This window comes from Bacillus sp. bc15, assembly GCF_900142585.1.
In the GTDB taxonomy this organism is placed as follows: Bacteria; Bacillota; Bacilli; order Bacillales; family Bacillaceae_G; genus Bacillus_A; species Bacillus_A cereus.
Map to the genome: position 1 here is coordinate 244,301 of NZ_FRBJ01000007.1, position 19,680 is coordinate 263,980.

Consider the following 19,680-nt stretch of genomic DNA (forward strand, 5'->3'; position numbering starts at 1 on the left):
TTTATCATATAATTAGAAAAACAGATGAAGTGTTGTTTATCTTCTTATGGGCCCATTCACCTTTTTACTTTCGTAGTTATATAAACTTCAACAAAAGGGGGATTTTTTATGAATTCATTCGAAAAAATAACATTATATATTCTTAGTTTTCTTTTATACCCAATCGGTATTATTACATGGATCATTTCACTCTTTAGTAACGATCTTGAAAAAAAGAAAGTAGGGCGTATTTGTCTTTACATCTCTCTAGTCTCATTCGTCCTTTTCTTAATCCTTGGAATTGCAACTTTCCTTATGACTGCTACTTTTAACGTAGATCTAAATCATTCAGAATCTATCCAATATCAAATAAATGATATTGAATAAAGATAAGGGCACTGCTCTTATCTTTATTCACATCTCTTTCAAAATGAATGACTATTTATTAATTTTTCAGGACTTCCACATGCAACAATACTTCCTTCTCTCATTATGACAACATGATCCGCTAGTATCACTTTCTCTACATCATGTGTTGCCACAATTCTCGTTACATCTCTTCCTAGTCCTTCAATCATATTCCAAACAGTTTCTTGATTACTCGGATCTAACCCCGCAGTCGGTTCATCTAAAATAATAAGATTCGGATTTGAACCAATCGCTCGTAATAATGCAAGACGTTTTCTTTCTCCTCCCGAAAGCTCTTCTCCACTTTTATGTAGTACAGTTTGAATCCCCTTAGGTAAATCTCTAATTATCGGCTTCATATTTATAAGGTCAATATTTTTTTCTAATTCGTTTTCTAAATACTCCTCCCGGAAATACATATTCTCTTTTACTGTCGTCCGAAAGAAACGAGGTTCTTGCCACACTGTAGTCATTCGAGCCTTTTGACCATAATAAACAACACTACCGTTAGATGGTTTATACAAACCTGTCATTAATTTTAAAAGTGTTGTTTTTCCTGCACCACTTTCTCCGACAATGATAACGAATTCACCAGGATTAATTTGCAAATCAATATTATTAATTCTACATTTCTCTTCTTCACTCTCCTGAAATGAAACATTTGTTATTATCATCCCCATCGCTCTTTCTACATTACTATCTGCCACTCTTTTATCTAAAAAGGAAAAAACTCTATTTGCCGAAGCGACTGCAACTTGTATCATCATTAATAAATCGCCCACGTAACGGACTGGGAAAAAGAGCATTTCAATTGTAGCTAACACTGCAACAAGTGAACCAACTTCCATTTCCCCTTTCATTATTTTTTGTGCGCCTACAATGAGAACAACGATATATGCTCCTGTTTCAATCACTGTTCCAACTACTCCAATGCAATGTTGCATCATCGTCTTCTTTACTTCCGATTTATAAGATTGTGCCGTTACTCCTTTAAATAAGCGAATGGCCCATTTTTCTTTTTGTACACTACGTAAATCTTGTATACCCTTTACAAACTGTGACACCATCTCTACAACACTCGATTGATTTTTTTGAGCAATGCTTGCAATATCCCTTACCTTTTCTCCCATCAGTATTGGAACAATTGCACTGAAAAATAAAAACGGAGTTACCCACAATATAAACTGTATATCTATATGTTGTAGTGCTATGAAAGCTCCAATAAATTGGGCAATAGCGTGTATATACTCTATTAATATAGAACCATATAATCTGACCCAGTTCGGAATATCAGATACGACCAAAGTTTCTAACTCCCCTTGCTTAATCTTCTCACTCTCTTCAAACGGTAATGAGAAATAGTGACGCAATAATTCTATACGTTTCGTTTGTAATATACGTTGACTGGCTTTTGAGCTTATATAATCAAATAAAAGATTGTTCGTCCACATTAAAAAGCGAATACCCGCAAACAAAGCTATATATAAATACGCACCTTTTAGCTCCCTTTGAATAAGATTGTCTACAATTAATCCCATGAAAATTGGGCGTGATAAATTTAAAATAGCAGCAATTATCCCACTACATACAGCTGCCATTACTAATATTTTCTCTTTTCGTAACGGCCACAATATTCTTTTATATTCTTTCATGACGTTCCCTCCACTTTTCGTAGTAAAAAGAAAGGGATGAAACCATATGGTTTCATCCCTTTCCATAAAATAAGGAAGCTAACTATTGTTAGCTTCCTTATTTTTCATTTCAATTATTTAGTTTGACACTTTTGACTCTTCGATTTTCTCACGAAGAACCATTTGCAGAATACCACCGTGACGGTAGTAGTCAATTTCTACTTCACTATCGAAACGAGCTACTACTTCAAATTGTTTTTCGTTGCCATCTAAATCAGTTGCAACTACTTTTACAAGATCGCGCGGTCTAACTGTTTTGTCAATTTGAATTTCAAATGACTCGTTACCAACAAGACCTAACGTTTCAGCACTTTCGCCATCTTTAAATTGAAGTGGTAATACACCCATTAATACTAAGTTACTGCGGTGAATACGTTCGAAGCTTTCTGCGATTACTGCTTTAATACCTAATAAGTTAGTACCTTTCGCAGCCCAGTCACGAGAACTTCCCATACCGTAATCTTTACCAGCAACAACTAGAAGACCTGTTCCATCTTCTTTATATTTCATAGCAGCATCATAGATTGATGTTACTTCACCAGTTGGCCAATATGTTGTATATCCACCTTCTGTTCCTGGTGCGATTTGGTTTTTAATACGGATGTTTGCAAATGTACCACGCATCATAACTTCATGGTTACCACGACGAGAACCGTAAGAGTTAAAGTCAACTGGTTGTACGCCGTTTTCTAATAAGTAGCGTCCAGCTGGTGTGTGCTTACCAATTGAACCTGCTGGTGAAATGTGATCTGTCGTTACAGAATCACCAAATTTACCAACTATGCGTAAACCTGATAACGTTTCAACTTCACCTGGCTCTTTAGATAAACCTTCAAAGAATGGTGGGTTTTGAATGTATGTTGAATCATTATCCCAAGTATATAAAGCTTCGTTTGAAGTTTGGATTTCATTCCAACGCTCATTGCTGTTAAATACTTGTGCATATTCTTTCTTGAACAGTTCAGATGTAACAACACTTTGAACTACATCTTCAATTTCTTTAGCTGATGGCCAAATATCGTTGAAGTAAACAGCATTGCCATTTGCATCTTTACCGATTTCATCATTTTTCAGGTCAATATCAACAGTACCTGCAAGTGCATATGCCACAACAAGTGGTGGTGATGCTAAGTAGTTTGCTTTTACAAGAGGATGAATACGACCTTCAAAGTTACGGTTACCAGATAAAACAGATGTTACTAGTAAGTCGTTTGCTGCGATTGATTCTTCTAATTCTGGCGCTAATGGACCAGAGTTACCGATACAAGTCGTACAGCCGTAACCAACTGTTTGGAAACCTAATTGGTCTAAATATGTTGTTAAACCTGATTTATCTAAGTACTCAGTAACAACTTTAGATCCTGGTGCTAATGATGTTTTTACGTACTCAGGTACTACAAGTCCTTTTTCAATTGCTTTCTTCGCAACTAGACCTGCCCCGATTAATACGTATGGGTTTGATGTATTTGTACAGCTTGTAATTGCAGCGATTGCAATTGCACCTGTTTTCATCGTTACTTCTTTATCTTCTAATGTAACCTTCACTTCTTTATCGAACTCTTGCTCATTAAATCCAAGTCCTTGTGTTCCAACTGGTGCTAAAACAGCTTTGTGGAACGCATCTTTCATATCTGAAAGTGGAATTAAATCTTGTGGGCGTTTCGGTCCAGAAAGGTTAGATTCGATTGTATTTAAATCAATTTCAACAAGATCAGTGTAGATTGGATCTTTACTGTCTGCTGTATAGAATAAACCGTTCGCTTTACAGTATTCTTCAACAATACGAATTTGCTCTTCATCTCTACCTGTTAAACGTAAGTATTCTAATGAAATATCATCGATTGGGAAGAATCCACAAGTTGCGCCGTATTCTGGTGCCATATTTGAAATTGTTGCACGGTCAGCTAAAGGCATGCTCTTTAGTCCATTACCGAAGAACTCAACAAATTTACCAACTACACCTTTTTGACGTAATACTTGTGTTACTTTTAATGCAACGTCTGTTGCTGTAGTACCACTTGGAAGTGTGCCAGTTAATTTCACACCGATTACTTCAGGTACTGGGAAGTATGAAGGCTGTCCAAGCATTCCTGCTTCTGCTTCAATACCACCAACGCCCCATCCAAGAACGCCGATACCGTTAATCATTGTTGTATGCGAGTCTGTTCCAACTAATGAATCTGGGTATGCAACTAAGTCACCTTCAGCATTTTTCACAGCATGAACAACTGGTGCTAAATATTCAAGGTTTACTTGGTGTACAATGCCTGTAGCTGGTGGAACTGCACGGTAGTTATCAAATGATTTTTGTGCCCAGCTTAAAAATTTATAACGTTCTTCATTACGTTTAAACTCTAAGTCCATGTTGAATGCAAGCGCGTCTGCCGTACCCGCTCTATCAACCTGTACAGAGTGGTCAATTACAAGGTCTACAGTAATTTCAGGATTAATTTTGTCAGGATCCCCACCCATGTCTGCCATTGCTTTACGAAGCGAAGCCAAATCAACAACAGCTGGAACACCAGTGAAATCTTGTAAAATTACACGAGATGGTTTAAATGGAACATCGATATCTTGCACATCTTTCGTTCCCCATTTCGCTAAATTTGTAACATGCTCTTCTGTGATTACACGTCCGTCTACTTGACGAAGTACTGATTCAAGTAAAACTTTCACGGAATATGGTAATTGAGATACGTTGCCAACCCCTGCATTTTCAAGCGCTTTCAAATCATAATAATGATACGTTTTTCCATCTACTTCAAAAGTTGCACGTGATTGAAATGGATTATGTTTGACCATTATGTTTCCCCCCTGTTAAACGTGACTAAGTTGTCTGAATATAAAATGTAGACAAACTTTTCAATACCTTACGATAATATCTTATTACAACTTTCTAAATAAGTAAATAATAAGAAACTTATAGATTATCATAAGTTTTCTTTATGTTTCTAAATTTGAATAGCTTTCATGCTCCTTATGAATACTATTATCATAAAGTAAAGTGCTCTATCAGCGGTTTACTTACAGTTCATACATACTATGAACTGCTCATCATTCAACATACAAAAAATGTTATAGGGGTGAAATAAAATGGGTAAAAGAAAAGCAAATCATACTATTTCAGGAATGAATGCTGCATCTGCACAAGGACAAGGAACTGGTTACAATGAAGAATTTGCAAACGAGCCTTTAACTCCAGCAGAGCGACAAAATAATAAGAAACGTAAAAAGAACCAGTAAAGAAAAATCCCAAAAGGTCTATTTTCCTTTTGGGATTTCTTCTAATGTTTATAACGTAGTAATTCCGAAACCGTTACAAATCGATAGCCCTGTTTTTTCAGCTCAGGTAAAATTTTTGCTAGCGCTGCTACCGTTTGACTACGATCATTCCCTCCATCATGTAACAATACAATATCGCCACTTTTAGCATTTTTCACTACATGATTTACAATGGATTCAACCCCTGGATTTGCCCAATCACGCGGGTCTTGATGCCACGACCATAGAACGGTTTGATAGCCAGCCTCTTTCGCTGTTTTAAATACAGCATCGTTAATATATCCGCCAGGAGGACGGAATAGCAAAGGTTCTTTCACCCATTTTTCAAAAAATTTCTTTCCATCTAAAATATCATTTTCTAATTTTTCATCTGACGAATTACTTGCGTACAAATGATTCATCGTATGATTTCCAATTTCATGTCCCTCTTTTAACACTTGCTTCACTAAATATGGATTACGCTGAACTCGAAATCCAATCATAAAAAATGTCGCTTCCGCCTTATATTGACGTAATAAATCTAAAACTTGTGGTGTATACGTTGAATCTGGCCCATCATCAAATGTAATTGCAATAATTTTTTCATTATTAGGTACTTCCCATGTTACATAACCAGTTGGTTCTAACTCTTTTCTGAGCAACATTTTCGCTTCCACTTTTTCCACTTGAAATATATGTACTGCACATAGCAAAGAAAAAACTAATAGAAAAATTTTCTGTTTTAGCATAACGTTTACTAAAGCAGCAAGGTTGTCGAATAGACAACAACCTCATTTACTTTTCTAATTGATCTACATTTCGCATTATATTTTGGAGATTATTTTCATATTGCTCAAGTTGTGGACGTTGTGTTTCTGAAGCTACCTCTAGTGCATTTTGAATTTGTTCATATGCTTCCTGAACCTCTTGGCGTAACTCTTTTAAATCATGACCGTAGTTAGGGTCATTTTTCACAATATTATTAAATGCATTTTCTGCTTGTGTAACTCCTTGCTGTGCCGCTTGAAAGGCTTGTTGCTTATCTTTATGATATGGCATTATATAATCCCCTTTCTATAATTGTTAGTCCCCTTTATCTTTACCTTTTTTTCTAAAAACATTCTCGTATAAAATCGCCAACTTCTCTCATTCTAAAAAGAAAGAGGAGGTGTCATATACAATGGATAAAAACAACCGTGAATCAAAAGAAAAACAAGGACAACCTGAACCATTAAGCGGATCTCATAAAGTAAAAAACCGTAACCATTCACGCCAAAAAAAACATTCACATCATGATATGTAATAAAAACATTCACATACCGTGCACATTCAACATAAAATGTTTGTATTTCATCATTTATTCTTCACCTCTGTTTCATTCATGCATAACATGATATGAATTGATATTTTACGGAGGGTGTCTTACATGGGCAAGAAAAAGAAGAATTGTCTTTTTCATGTTGATGGTTTCGAAGAATGGATGGATCAATTTTGTTCCGATTCTTATAGTAACTTTAGCTTTCCAAATCAAATTCACATCGATCTTTGCGAAACCGAAGAAGAATATATTTTGGAAACAGATGTACAAAATGTCACGGAACAAAATGTACTCATTAAAAAGTTAGAGACAGGCCTAGCTATATGCATACTTCATAAAAACATTTCCTTACAACGAACAATCCCTTTACCTACTACTATCATTTATAAAAAGATGCTAGCCTGCTTAGAAAACGGATTTTTAGCCATTCATATTTCCAAAAATGAAGTTGCTGATAAGCATGAAAAAAAAGTTCTTTTTTCAAATTAAGAGTTAATATAATTCAAACTAAGCCCCAGTTGGTTACTGGGGCTTATGTTATTTCGCATGCATTTCTATATTAGAATTTCTATCATATCTTTTTTTCGATAAACCTTTTGTAACTAAAAGCACAGGAAATGCCACAGTTGAAAATATAGCTAGTGCTGAAAATACCGCAAACCCATTTTGGTACCCGTAGTAATCGAGAAGTACTCCTCCGAACCACGGACCTATTACTACTCCAATTCCCGAAAAGCCCATCGCACCGAAGTATGTTCCTTTTAGATGCGCAACAGCAATATCATCAATAAATACATCCGTCATCGAAAACATTAAGACTTCTCCAATTGTAAAAATAATTGTACAAACGGCAGCACCTAGCATAGATTCTACTATTCCAAAGCCAAATAATCCCCCGCTCACAAATAAAGTCCCAACCATAATTGATGTTAACGGTGTATACTTTTTGCACATTTGAATAACAGGGTATTGGATAATCACTACAACAATTGCATTTAAAGCGAGCATATATGAGAATAGCTTCACCCCATCCTCAAATATATGTGCATTTGCAAAATATTGAGATACTGTCGTCGTTAAATGGGAAAAACCGCAATTACTCAAAATAATACCGACTAAAGCAACTAAAAATACTATATCTTTTCGCAATATACGTATTGCATTTAGCATTGTAACAGTTTTTTCTGTACTCACTTTCTTTTTTTCCATTGGATACTTCTTAAATTGGAACGCTAATATAGCTGTATATAGAATATATACCCCAGCTGCTACTAAAAAAGGAATTGTTGATTTTGCACTTCCAATCTGTAATCCAACAATTGGTCCAATTGCAACTCCAACATTTATTGCACCGTATCGTAAGTTATAGACGAGTAACCGATACTCAGGCTTTGTTAAATCTGATAATAATGCTCTTGATGTTGGCTCAAAAAACGACCTACATAATCCATTTAAAGCGTTTAATAAAAAGAAACTTAAAACATGATCCGCAAGTGAAAAACCTATAAACACAAAAACCCAAACGATCATGGACCAGAGCATAATCGTTTTCCGGCCAAATCGATCTGATAAATTCCCTCCGATAAAACTAGCAAAAACACCAACAAGTGCACTCGTTCCGATAATAGCACCAGTCATTCCAGCTGATACACCTTTAACAGTCGTTAAATAAATCGCTAAAAAAGGGATACTCATTGAAGTTGCAAACCTAGCAAACAATGTCCCTAAAATAATACTCATTCCAAGCGGATGAATATGCTGTAACTTCCCCTTCATCGTTAAACCTACTCTCTCTATTTTCACAAAAAAAGAAAGCAAAGGATCTGCTTTCTTTTCCTTTTTCTATACTTGAGCTGTTGATACCCGAGTTGTTCTCGTTATGTCCATATCAATTCCATATGTGAACTGTAATTCTTTACACACATCTTTAATTAAGATTGCGACATTATACTTTTCATTAAATTGTAAAACTATGTTTTCTACTTCTTCATATGTATACTTATATTCCCCTGTAATGACACTTTTTAGATCAAAGCATTCGTTAATACAAAGTTGTACAAGTAGCTGGTCATATTTCTCTATTACATCTTCTTTCTTCCAAAGTAACTCTTTTACATATAATCGATCAAACTTCACACTTTCTCGATTACAATCCGTTAAAATCCGGGTCATTTCGTTTAATTCTCGATATAATTCGGAAATATTTCTACTTAAACTAAGCAGTTTATCTACGCCGTTTTCATATAACATATTTATTCCACCCCCGCATTTTCTTTCCCTTATTATAGCAAGAAAATTCTAAAAATAGTTTCTTTCTTCTGAAATATTAGGAAACTAATTTCAATTGCATTACAATGAAACTAGTTAATGCGAGGGGAGAAAGAAAATTGGAGCACAAATTATATTACACTGACGCTTATAAGCAAGACTTTACTACTAAAATTATAAAGCAAGATTATGATAAAGACGGTAACTTATACGTTGTTTTGAATGAAACAGCATTTTATCCGACAGGTGGCGGACAACCATATGATACTGGTACATTAAATGATATCAATGTAATCAATGTAATCAATGTAGAAGAGATAAACGGAGAAATTCGTCACTACATTGCAGAACAATTACATACAGAAGACGTAGAAGGTAAAATCAATTGGGAGCGCCGTTTTGATCATATGCAACAACATGCAGCTCAGCACATTTTATCTGCTGCTTTTTGGGACCATTTTAACATGCCTACAATTGGATTCCATCTTGGTAAAGAAACAGTAACAATTGATTTAGAAACAGAAAATCTTCATGCAGAAACGGTTGAAAAAGCAATACAAATTGCAAACAAAATTGTTTTTGAAAACCATCCAATCCGCATCCAGTGGATGAACTTAGAAGAAGCGAAAACGTTGCCCCTTCGTAAAGAACCGACTATAACAGAAAATATACGGGTTGTTATTATCGAAAACTTTGACTACAACGGTTGTGGTGGAACGCATCCGAAACGAACTGGTGAAGTTGGTCCTATTCAAGTACTAGGATGGGAGCGCAATAAAGGTGGTATACGCTTAACGTTTATCGCTGGTTGGCGTACACTTAAATTAATGGGACAACAGCAACAAATTATGAAAGATGTTTCTAAACAATTAAACAGTAGCGAAACTGATATTCCAGCAAAAGTGGCGCAACTGCTTACTTCTCAAAAAGAAAACGAAAAAGCAATACAAACAATGAATGAAAAATTATTATTTGCAGAGGCAAATGAACTACTTCTACAGCCTATAAAAATTCATGCTGACATACTTATTTCTAAAGTATTTACAAATCGTTCTATGCAAGAAATCGCAAAGCTTTCCGCTATTATTACAGAACAACAAGAGCATGCAATTACGTATTTCGTCATCGAAAATGATGACAAACTACAATGTATTCTCGCTTGCGGAAAATCAGTATCACTCGATATGAATGCTCTTTTAAAAGACGCTCTTCCTACAATCGAAGGAAAAGGTGGCGGAAATAAGAAGAGTGCTCGCGGTGGCGGGAAAGCAATTATGAGCGGAGATGAATTTTTAAATCAGCTTGTTTCTTCTTTACAGTCGGCGGTGTAAAGCATTTTTAGTAAGGATAGCTAATAGCTATCCTTACTCTATAGTTACAGGCCAATATTTTGTTTCAATCCTTGGTAACTCCCTGCATTTGAAAAACCTTCACTTATAAGAGTTATAAAAGTTTCCGAAAAACCATAATGACTTAAATCTTTAATCGGCACCATTTGCACATCATGAATTGGATTATGATCAAATTCATTAGAGGGTAACATAATTTCCCCTGTAAGCTTTTCAAGTAGAAATGTAATATGTAATAAAGATGGACTGGCATCCGGTTTATCACAAACATAGAGTAGCTTCTTAATTTTAACTTCTAATCCCGTTTCTTCTCTCATTTCTCTAATCATCGCCTCTTCTAACATTTTACCATTCTCCACTCTTCCTCCAGGTAAAGACCAATTCCTATTAGCAACTTTTTGCTTTACTAGCAATAATTTTTCACCTTCAATTAAAATTCCCGTAACACGAACTTGCATTACATTTTCCATATGTAATCTCCTCTTCCCATTATATTTACAAATTAACCCTTCCATAAAAAGAACATACGTTTTATAATTGAAGAAAATTATGGAAGAAAGTAGTTGTTACATTCATGCGTCCAACTTTAACAAAGTCTATATCACTTGAAGATTTCCAAAACTATTATTGGTTAAAAGCAGAACTCCAAACATTTTGTCGTGAGAATGGGTTGCCAGCTAGTGGCTCTAAGATCGAAATAACCGAGCGTATCTCACATTATTTAACTACTGGTAAAATATTAAAAAACAGCTCTGTTCAAAAGGTGAGTAAAGCTTCCCTATCCTATAAAGACCTTTCTCTTCAAACGATTATTACTAACAATCACCGCTGTAGCGAAGATGTTCGTGCTTTTTTCAAAGAAAAAATCGGAACAAACTTCCGCTTTACAGTAGCTCTTCAAAAATTTTTCAAAGAGAATGTTGGAAAAACATATGAAGACGCGATAGCTTTTTGGCATGAAGAAAACGAACGAAAAAAAGACCCTACATACAAAACAACTATCGGTACACAATTTGAATACAATCGCTTTACTCGTGACTTTTTCGAAGATCCAAATAATAAAGGGAAAGCAAAAGCTGATGCGATTGCTGCTTGGAACGAAATGAAAGCGAAGCCTGGTAGCAATATTTATGTTCCTCAAAAAGTAGAAAACTAGTTACCTCGCTAGTCTTCTACTTTCTCAAATAATAGCGCAATCCCTATCCCGCCTCCAATTCCTAATGTAGCAATTCCATATTTCATAGACTCTCTTTGTGCCTGATAAAACAAACGTGTTACAAGCATAGCACCAGATGCACCGTACGGATGACCGAGCGCAATTGCTCCACCATTTACATTTACTTTTTCGTACGGAATTTGTAACTCTTTTGCGCAAGCAACAACTTTTGAGGCGAATGCTTCATTTATTTCAAAATAATCGATGTCCTCTACTTTTACATTCATTTCGTTTAATAATTTGTTCACCGCAAATATCGGACCAGTCCCTGGAAGCTTGGGATCCACTCCCACTACAGCACTACGAACGAAACGAAGTACAGGCTTGTATCCTAACTTTCGGGCTTGTCCCTCTTCCATTACAAGAACAGCACATGCCCCATCATTTACACCGCACGAATTACCTGCCGTTACTGTTCCATTTTGTAAAAATGCGGGCTTTGTTCTTTTAATGATTCGTTCATAATTCATTTCTGGCTTTATAGATTCATCTAATAATCCATTAAAAGAAAATATTTCATCATGTATATATCCTTTTTCTAACGCTTGCAGTGTCCGCTTATAACTAAGACAAGCATACTCGTCTTGCATTTCTCTCGTTATATTATAACGCTCCGCAACATATTCAGCCGCTACTCCCATGTCAGGATCACCAATTGTTTCAGGTGAAAATCTTGCTCTTTTTTGAAAAGGTGACGTACTTGTACTCTCTACTCCCCCGGCGATATAACACTTACCTGCCCCGCCTTGAATGAGATGACACGCAGTTCGAATTGCTTCTAAACCAGAACCACATTGCCGATCAATCGTTACACCAGGAATATGATAGCCAAGTCCCACCTCTAAAGCAGATAGTCTCGCAACATTCCCTCCTGGCCCAACAACATTACCTAATATGACATCATCTATTTCCCTCTCAATCCCTTTACTTAAAAACGTAAGAAGCGGCGTTGTTAATTGCTGAACTTCATACTCTTTTAACATCCCATTCTTCTTACCAATAGGTGTTCTTTTCGCCTCTACAATAACTGCTCTATTCATATATTTTCTCCCGGTTTTCAATCATACTTTTTGCTTCCATACGAGCGATTTTCCCACTATTTGTATAAGGTATTCCATCTACAAAATGCCATTCTTTCGGTATTTTAAAAGAGGATAATCTCTGTAAGCAAAAACTCTTTAATTGTTGTTTCGTAGCACTTCCTTTTACGATCGCGACGGGCTTTTCACCCCAGTAACTATCTTTCACACCAATTACAACTATTTCATCAACAGCTGGGTGTTCATGTAATACACTTTCTATTTCTTCTGGATAAATATTGATTCCTCCAAATAAAATCATATTCTTCTCTCTACCAACAATATATATAAAGCCTTCTTCATCTTCATAGCCTACATCTCGCACTGTCATCCAACCTTCTGCATTCAACTCCCGTGTTAAAACCCCATCTATTATGTATCCCATAAAAAACTGATCACTTTTCACATAAACAGTTCCTATTTCACCTTTTTGTACTTCTTCGCCTGCTTCATTACATATTCGAACTTGCACATTATGACAAGGTTTTCCTACTGAATTTGGCCTTCTTTCGCTTTCTGCATCGACTAGTGCTGTTACAAAACTTAACTCTGATGCACCATAAAATTCATATCTTTTCGCATAAGGAAATATATTCTTTATTTTTTCTTTCGCTTCAGCTTCCCATTTCGCTCCTGACGAAATAATTTTCACTTTATTTTCTATTAATCTACTTTCTTTATATAAAGATTCAAGCATTGTCGGAACTGTATACATAACTGATATATTTTCAGTTTCTAACTTATCTAATACTTGATTTGGAAAGAACTTTCTCATAATGTGCACTGTTTGTCCTACATATAATGCACTTATTGCCCCGTATAAGAAAAGAGAATGAACGAGCGTCCCAGCTATTAAAATCGAATCCTCCCTTTTCATATGAAAATCATGTACATTACAATCAAAACTATGAACCCACGATTGTTGTGCACGTAAAAATGCTTTTGCTGTTCCTGTTGATCCTGATGTAAATCCCATATAAAAAGGAGCATGTTGTACACTTTCTACAGTGGAATATGTAGGAAGATATTTCTCTATCATTCTTTTCCACTCATCAATTTCAATTACTCTTCCTTCTTCATCCAATAGATCATTCACCTTATATCGTTCTGTCACAATCATATCCGGATTACTAATTTCAATTCTTTCTCTGAGCTCATCTTGTTTCCACTTTATATCTAACGGAACACAAACCCACCCGGCCATAGCGGCACCAGAAAATAGTTGTAAAAACTCTATACGATTTTCTAATAGGATTGCTATCGTTTTATTCTTCGATTTTTTTTCATTTAACCAGCTTGCTACTTTACAAACTGATTCAAACCACTCTTTATATGTTAAAACTCTATCATTTTCCTTTATCGCTATTTTATTTGGTTGTAAAGAGGTATGCTTTTTATATTCTTTTGTAATCCCCATATGAGACGTCCTTTCTTTACAATAATAATAAAAAGAAACACGCAATTAACGTGTTTCTTCCCTTTATCATCCCGCATTTGTATATTTTCCATTCTTTAAAGCGGGCGTAATAATATGTTTCAATGAACGATGTAATTTTGTTACGAGAACTGCCGCAATAATTGCTTTTATACAATCCCCTGGTAAAAACACAGCACTCACTTTCATTGTCTCCCATACAGAAACTTCCATTAAGAACGCTTGTACAGTAATACCAAATACATAAACTACGAAAATACCACCAATTATATTAATACATAATACTTTTATAATAGAAACTTCACGTAAACGCTCAATTAAATAACCAATAACAAACGCCCCAATGATGTAACCAAGTAAATATCCTGCACTTGGTCCAACAAATACACCAAGGCCACCGCGTCCACCAGCAAGCAATGGTGCTCCAACTCCTACAATAAGTAAGAAAATAAGCTGACTTAACGCACCTAGACGTGATCCTAACAACCCACCCGCAAGCATAACACCGAGTGATTGCAATGTAATTGGAACTGGTGTAATAGAAAGAGCAATCGGAGGTATTAACCCTAACACTCCCATAATAGAACTAAATAAAGCGACGAAAACTAAATTTTTTGTATTCATATTTGCTTCTCCTATTTGTAAACTTAAAATTGTTTTTAGATAACATATCACAAAAATTATATTATCTTTCCACTCCTCTTTTGTCAACCGTTAATGTATTAGAGTTTACAAATAAAAGTTCACTTATTTCTCTCTATGCAAATGCTCCAGTTCTTTCCGAAGCGCCTGTTTTAAAAACTTCCCAACAGATGTTTTCGGTATTTCTTCCATAAAGACAATATCGTCTGGCAACCACCACTTCGCAAACTGTGGTTTTAAAAACTCATATATTTCTTCTTTTGTAACCGTACTATTTTTCTTTTGAACAACGCAGGCAATTGGTCGCTCTTGCCACTGAGGGTGAGGAACTGCAACGACAGCCGCTTCAAATATAGCATCATGTGCCATTAAAGCATTTTCAAGATCGACCGAAGAAATCCATTCTCCCCCGCTTTTAATAACATCCTTCGTACGGTCAACAATTTTCACGCAACCTTCCTCATCCACTGTGACAACATCACCAGTATATAACCATCCATCGCGAAAACCTTCGACAGTACGATCATCGTTATAATAGCTTTCAGCGATCCAAGGTGCTCGTAAACATAATTCTCCCATCTCAGTACCATCCCACTTCACTTCACCATTCGTACCGACTACTTTCATCTCGACACCAGGTACAAGATATCCTTGTTTAGAGCGAATTTCTAGTTGCTCTTCATACGATAATTCCGTTTCATAACTTTTTAAACGTGCAAGTGTTACGAGTGGACTCGTTTCAGTCATACCATATGCATGTATGAACGGAACATTATGTTTCTGTTCAAATGCTTTAATAACACTTTTCGGCGCCGCTGCACCTCCGCATAGTATTCTCGTCATACTAGATAAATCGTAACTATTATTTTCTAACTCTTGTAATACGCCGAGCCAAATTGTCGGCACACCGGCAGCTAACGTCACTTTTTCTGATTGAATCATCTCTAATAAAATTTTTGGAGTAAACATCGGTCCAGGAAGAACTTGTTTTGATCCAAACCAAGTAGCCGCAAAAGGAAGTCCCCAAGCGTTCACATGAAACATCGGGACGATTGCCATTGCTGCATCACTTTCCGATAAAGCAGCTGTATCCGCTAAACCGAGTGCCATACAGTGTAATACAGTACTACGATGCGTATATACAACACCTTTTGGATTTCCTGTAGTCGCTGACGTATAACACATACCAGCAGGTGTATTTTCATCAATATCTTTTACAAATTGGAAATTTGGATCACCTTCTTCTAATAGCTTTTCATAATGATATACAGGCTTCAGCGTCGTATTTGGGAGTTTATCTTTATCAGTCATAACAATGTAAGCTTGTACAGTTGATAATTGTGATTGAATATTTTCAACAAGCGGTACGAGATCTTCATCTATAAGTAGAATTCGGTCTTCTGCGTGCTGAATAATGTATGAAATATGTTGAGGAGATAAACGAATGTTAATTGTGTGCAAAACAGAAGCAATACCTGGAATAGCAAAATACGCTTCCACATGTCGATGATGGTTCCACGCTAACGTTCCTACACGTTCACCTTCTTTAATTCCAAGCTTTTTCAACGCACTGGAAAGTCTTCTCGTCCTTTCCCCTAACTGCTTATACGTTAATGTCGTAATGGTATCATGTGTGCGAGAAACAATTTCTTTCTTTGAGAATAACTTTTCTGCTCTTTCCATCATAGAACTAATTGTTAGCGGTACATTCATCATCATATTGGTTATATCCCCCTTTAAAGCGTTTTCATTTTTTCGTTTATTATAACAGACTTCCGCAAATGATTACGACATTTTTCTGTATTTTCTGAATTATTTCTTTGGAAATAATTCAGAACGATAAAAAACATGTTTTGAATACATTGATTCGAAACATGTTTTTTATTTTTTATAAACTATCTACCATTTTCCTTACTTTCTTTTTCAATTTAAAAATAAAACGATTACTGTATTCCTTATTTTCTACTAAAATCCGATACGTCTCTAACACCCCTAACACACGAACAAAAAGATAAACTCCGATAGCAATAAGTACAACACAATAAGGATAATACTGTACGAGTTCTCCTGAAGTAATTCGTTTTTTCTCAAATAAAAACGGTATCGCTCCTGCTGCAATAAAACAAAATCCAACGATCACTACTGCCATATACTTCTTCTTAATAGTCGCATATCTTTTGGTCAATTCTTTTAGAAAGTTTTGATCAAATAGTAGTTCTTCCTTTTTCAATACATTGTATCGACTCTCTTCTATCGTTACAGGTGCCATCATTGCTCCGATTCCAAGCACTGCAATGATAATGACAAGAAACGTAGACATTGTTGCATTTTCTTTAAATAATAAGTACGGTATTGTAGATAAAATAAGCAAGCTAAATCCTAATGCAATATATTTAGAAATTTTTTGTCCATACACTACATACCCTTCTGCCATTTCCTTACTTACATAATAACTATTTTCCTTTTCGTTACTTTGCTCAGCAGTTTCTTTTAATAAATAGTCAAGTGATACTTCAAATACATTTCCAATCATTATTAACTTTTCAGTTTCAGGAAAACCTTGACCGTTTTCCCATTTACTAACCGCTTGCCTTGTTGTGTTTAATTTTTCAGCTAATGCTTCTTGAGAAAGGCCCTTTTCTTTTCTTAATTTAAAAAGCTTTTCACCAAATCCCATATGTGTGTCCCCCTTTGTTTTCTTACCTAAATTGTATGTAAACATTGCCTTTATCTCTATCTTCCCGCGGTTGCACTTTGTCAACTTACGGTTGCGAATGTGTTATATAGTGGTTTTGTATACGATTTAGCTATTATTCTTCTATGATTATGGCGTTAATAAACCACCCTCTCCTAATAACTATTTATAACAATTAAAGGTAATTATTGTTATAAAAAAACAAAAAACTCCTTTATTTAAAGGAGTTTTAAATATGAAATATTCCAAGAGGAGCTGTTTTTTCTTCCTCCTACTGCCTCACAATTTCTTCTATATATTTTTATGTGTCATATAACGAACTATGTACAGTATATGTTTTCATCTCTTTATCTGAGGCATACTCATATATATATATGTAAAATATTACTCTTATTAACTTTTCTAATAAAGTCACTACTCAATAATCATAACGGCTTCTGCTTAAACTTTTCATAATGTCGTACTTTTAATGAAAGGATATTCCCGCAATCTGTACAAATATAAGCATCCACCGGTGAAGATGTGAACATCGTTTCCTTTTTCCGTATTTGTGCATATCCGACAAACTCACCTTCTCCTATGTTTTGAGAACCACAATTAGAGCATGTCTGCACGGTTTTTTGTTTCATGAGAGCACCACCTTTAATCTGTTTCCACTCCCTTCGACAGCTCACTTCCATTTCCCTTCCAAAAAACCTCTTATTCTCTCACATTTCAACAGGAATCTCAAAACAAAAATCGTATATGTACTATGAAATATATTTATTAACGGAGGAATTTTATGACTACTGTTATTACACTCGGTATAGCAACAGAAATTGAAAATGCAGAAATTGATATGCTCTCTTCTAAATTAGAGAGACTACAAACAATGAGCGGAAACCCAATGCAAGTGCAAATGAAAAAATTCGGTAGTGCCACTGCCTTTTCATCAAAAATAATTGCTGGTCCTGCTTTTAATACGGTAAAAGGTATTACATTTACAAATACAGATGAGTTAGATGAAATTATCTCTTATTATCAATCACTACAAATCACTTGTCGTTTTGAAATTACCCCAGCACAAGGTACAACTGAATTATTTCAATACTTATCTCAAAAAGGGTTTTATCAATCTAGCTTCCATACTGCTTTGTATAGTATACCGAGAGAGGGTTCATCACTTCTTCCTTCTAATATTACAATACGAAAACTAAAAGAAAATGATTTTGATATTTTTGCAAACATTTATGTACGTGGATTTAATATGCCATCCTTTACAACAGATGGTGTGCGCCAAAATAATGAAATTCTTTACAATGAACCAGGATGGCATTTTTTCATAGCTGAAGTTCAAAATATCCCTGCTAGTATTGGTGTCCTGTATATAAATAAGGGTGTCGCATCATTAGCTGCTTCTGCTACTTTGCCAGAATTTCAACGTAACGGCTGTCATACTGCATTAATTCAAAAAAGAATAGAAAAAGCTATAGCGACAAATTGTCATTTAATAGTTGGCCAAGCCCGCTTTGGTAGCCGCAGTCAAAATAACATGGAACGGGCCCATATGAAAATTGCTTATACAAAATCAATATGGACCGCAAAAGACATATTATAATTTACTTTCTTTCTCCTTCCGTTACATTTTTAAACATTTTATGACAATTCCTTTTCTATCCTATTAATCATTTGAATATTCCAACTAGATTTGTTACGCTATTACTAGATACATCATTCAACTTGCAATATGAAAAGAGAATTCTAATCAAACTACAAGGAGGAGAAGTGTATGACTAAACATGATCATGGTTTAAAAGAAAAAGTAGAAGGTGCCATTGATAAGGTAAAAGGTGAAGTAAAAGAAGTTGTTGGGAAAGTAACTGACAATAAGAAATTACAAGCTGAAGGAAAATGGGATAAGGTGAAAGGCACTGCTAAAGATACAGTTGGTAATGTAAAAGAAAAAGTACATGAATATAAAGAACACAAGAAAGAAAAATAAAAAAAGAGCCCATCGGCTCTTTTTTTATTTTCCAGAGTGTTGGGAAACCCTTTAGGGGTTCCCAACACTCTGTAATCATTTTGATTTTAGCGAATAAAAACAACATAAAATAATAGAGTTTCAAAAAAATAGCCCTCCACCAGACCTTTTTTGGTCAGATGGAGGGCTATTTTTTTCATGTTTTGACAAGCTGCGGTGAGATAAGCCTGCATTTGGACAGACTTCAGCCCTCGAAATCGAGCATATCGATAGCCATGTAGTTCTTTGGCGTCTGCAAAGCTTCGCTCTATAGTTGAACAGCGTACTTTGTACAACTTTTTCCCTGTAACTGTTAGTTTGTTTTTTCTAGCGATATCCT

The 19,680-nt window shown here is 35.4% G+C and carries 21 protein-coding genes and 2 pseudogenes; 8 read left to right on the plus strand and 15 right to left on the minus strand.

Going from position 1 to position 19,680, the window contains the following annotated elements; translation table 11 throughout:
* Positions 1–108: 108 nt before the first annotated feature.
* Positions 109–366, plus strand: a complete 258-nt coding sequence (locus tag BUA87_RS21750; protein ID WP_001083875.1) for a hypothetical protein — start codon at positions 109–111, stop codon at positions 364–366.
* 38 nt (positions 367–404) lie between these two features.
* Here the strand turns inward: BUA87_RS21750 and BUA87_RS21755 are convergent, their stop codons facing one another.
* Together BUA87_RS21755 and acnA are read right to left on the minus strand one after the other, a co-directional pair.
* Entirely contained in the window at positions 405–2,039 is a 1,635-nt protein-coding gene (locus tag BUA87_RS21755; RefSeq protein WP_071714686.1) for an ABC transporter ATP-binding protein, read from the minus strand.
* 117 nt (positions 2,040–2,156) lie between these two features.
* Complete coding sequence (gene acnA, locus BUA87_RS21760) at positions 2,157–4,880, minus strand: aconitate hydratase AcnA (RefSeq protein ID WP_000238552.1); 2,724 nt, start codon at positions 4,878–4,880, stop codon at positions 2,157–2,159.
* 291 nt (positions 4,881–5,171) lie between these two features.
* Between acnA and sspO the strand changes: the two genes are divergently transcribed.
* Complete coding sequence (gene sspO / locus BUA87_RS21765; RefSeq protein ID WP_000518057.1) at positions 5,172–5,321, plus strand: acid-soluble spore protein SspO; 150 nt, start codon at positions 5,172–5,174, stop codon at positions 5,319–5,321.
* A 41-nt stretch (positions 5,322–5,362) separates the two neighbouring features.
* Here the strand turns inward: sspO and pdaB are convergent, their stop codons facing one another.
* Positions 5,363–6,088 carry a polysaccharide deacetylase family sporulation protein PdaB gene (gene pdaB, locus BUA87_RS21770; RefSeq protein WP_072940776.1) on the minus strand — a complete coding sequence of 242 codons (726 nt, stop codon included), beginning with the start codon at positions 6,086–6,088 and terminating at the stop codon, positions 5,363–5,365.
* A 46-nt stretch (positions 6,089–6,134) separates the two neighbouring features.
* Positions 6,135–6,398, minus strand: a complete 264-nt coding sequence (locus BUA87_RS21775; protein ID WP_001146295.1) for a hypothetical protein — start codon at positions 6,396–6,398, stop codon at positions 6,135–6,137.
* A gap of 121 nt (positions 6,399–6,519) precedes the next feature.
* Here BUA87_RS21775 and BUA87_RS21780 point away from each other — a divergent pair, with 121 nt between their 5' ends.
* Both BUA87_RS21780 and BUA87_RS21785 read left to right on the plus strand, forming a co-directional pair.
* A complete protein-coding gene (locus tag BUA87_RS21780; RefSeq protein WP_000360249.1) occupies positions 6,520–6,642 on the plus strand; it encodes a small acid-soluble spore protein P in 123 nt (40 codons plus the stop codon).
* A gap of 123 nt (positions 6,643–6,765) precedes the next feature.
* On the plus strand, positions 6,766–7,146 hold the full coding sequence (locus BUA87_RS21785; protein WP_000516758.1) for an Hsp20/alpha crystallin family protein: 381 nt from the start codon (positions 6,766–6,768) through the stop codon (positions 7,144–7,146).
* 48 nt (positions 7,147–7,194) lie between these two features.
* Here BUA87_RS21785 and BUA87_RS21790 read toward each other — a convergent pair whose 3' ends face one another.
* On the minus strand, positions 7,195–8,433 hold the full coding sequence (locus BUA87_RS21790; protein WP_000676814.1) for an MDR family MFS transporter: 1,239 nt from the start codon (positions 8,431–8,433) through the stop codon (positions 7,195–7,197).
* A 66-nt stretch (positions 8,434–8,499) separates the two neighbouring features.
* Entirely contained in the window at positions 8,500–8,907 is a 408-nt protein-coding gene (locus BUA87_RS21795; RefSeq protein WP_000965149.1) for a hypothetical protein, read from the minus strand.
* Between the two features lie 137 nt (positions 8,908–9,044).
* Here BUA87_RS21795 and BUA87_RS21800 point away from each other — a divergent pair, with 137 nt between their 5' ends.
* Positions 9,045–10,256: an alanyl-tRNA editing protein gene (locus tag BUA87_RS21800; protein WP_176543047.1), complete on the plus strand. Its 1,212-nt coding sequence runs from the start codon at positions 9,045–9,047 to the stop codon at positions 10,254–10,256.
* 44 nt (positions 10,257–10,300) lie between these two features.
* On the opposite strand, the gene BUA87_RS21805 is transcribed toward BUA87_RS21800, so the two are convergent.
* The gene (locus BUA87_RS21805) at positions 10,301–10,744 is read right to left on the minus strand and encodes an NUDIX hydrolase (protein ID WP_072940782.1); all 444 of its coding nucleotides are present in this window, start codon (positions 10,742–10,744) and stop codon (positions 10,301–10,303) included.
* A 104-nt stretch (positions 10,745–10,848) separates the two neighbouring features.
* Here BUA87_RS21805 and BUA87_RS21810 point away from each other — a divergent pair, with 104 nt between their 5' ends.
* The gene (locus BUA87_RS21810; RefSeq protein WP_001247912.1) at positions 10,849–11,430 is read left to right on the plus strand and encodes a DUF6434 domain-containing protein; all 582 of its coding nucleotides are present in this window, start codon (positions 10,849–10,851) and stop codon (positions 11,428–11,430) included.
* Positions 11,431–11,438: 8 nt separating this feature from the next.
* Here BUA87_RS21810 and BUA87_RS21815 read toward each other — a convergent pair whose 3' ends face one another.
* From BUA87_RS21815 to BUA87_RS21845, 7 genes and pseudogenes are all read right to left on the minus strand, one after another.
* Positions 11,439–12,530, minus strand: coding sequence for an acetyl-CoA C-acyltransferase (locus tag BUA87_RS21815; protein WP_001078010.1), 1,092 nt, complete (start codon positions 12,528–12,530; stop codon positions 11,439–11,441).
* The gene (locus tag BUA87_RS21820; RefSeq protein ID WP_072940785.1) at positions 12,523–13,986 is read right to left on the minus strand and encodes an acyl-CoA synthetase; all 1,464 of its coding nucleotides are present in this window, start codon (positions 13,984–13,986) and stop codon (positions 12,523–12,525) included. The genes BUA87_RS21815 and BUA87_RS21820 overlap by 8 nt, the downstream gene beginning before the upstream one ends.
* A 66-nt stretch (positions 13,987–14,052) precedes the next feature.
* The gene (locus BUA87_RS21825; protein WP_001093335.1) at positions 14,053–14,628 is read right to left on the minus strand and encodes a biotin transporter BioY; all 576 of its coding nucleotides are present in this window, start codon (positions 14,626–14,628) and stop codon (positions 14,053–14,055) included.
* A gap of 123 nt (positions 14,629–14,751) precedes the next feature.
* Entirely contained in the window at positions 14,752–16,365 is a 1,614-nt protein-coding gene (locus BUA87_RS21830) for a long-chain fatty acid--CoA ligase (RefSeq protein WP_072940788.1), read from the minus strand.
* Positions 16,366–16,534: 169 nt separating this feature from the next.
* Entirely contained in the window at positions 16,535–17,323 is a 789-nt protein-coding gene (locus tag BUA87_RS21835; protein WP_061660268.1) for a helix-turn-helix domain-containing protein, read from the minus strand.
* A gap of 322 nt (positions 17,324–17,645) precedes the next feature.
* Positions 17,646–17,756 (minus strand): annotated as a pseudogene (locus BUA87_RS31955) (N-acetyltransferase); the annotation flags it as partial.
* Positions 17,757–17,766: 10 nt separating this feature from the next.
* Positions 17,767–17,970, minus strand: coding sequence for a hypothetical protein (locus BUA87_RS21845; protein WP_033693195.1), 204 nt, complete (start codon positions 17,968–17,970; stop codon positions 17,767–17,769).
* 152 nt (positions 17,971–18,122) lie between these two features.
* Between BUA87_RS21845 and BUA87_RS21850 the strand changes: the two genes are divergently transcribed.
* Positions 18,123–18,938: a GNAT family N-acetyltransferase gene (locus BUA87_RS21850; RefSeq protein ID WP_072940794.1), complete on the plus strand. Its 816-nt coding sequence runs from the start codon at positions 18,123–18,125 to the stop codon at positions 18,936–18,938.
* Positions 18,939–19,109: 171 nt separating this feature from the next.
* On the plus strand, positions 19,110–19,322 hold the full coding sequence (locus tag BUA87_RS21855) for a CsbD family protein (RefSeq protein ID WP_000160410.1): 213 nt from the start codon (positions 19,110–19,112) through the stop codon (positions 19,320–19,322).
* Positions 19,323–19,397: 75 nt separating this feature from the next.
* Here the strand turns inward: BUA87_RS21855 and BUA87_RS21860 are convergent.
* Positions 19,398–19,680: pseudogene (locus BUA87_RS21860) on the minus strand (transposase); the annotation flags it as partial.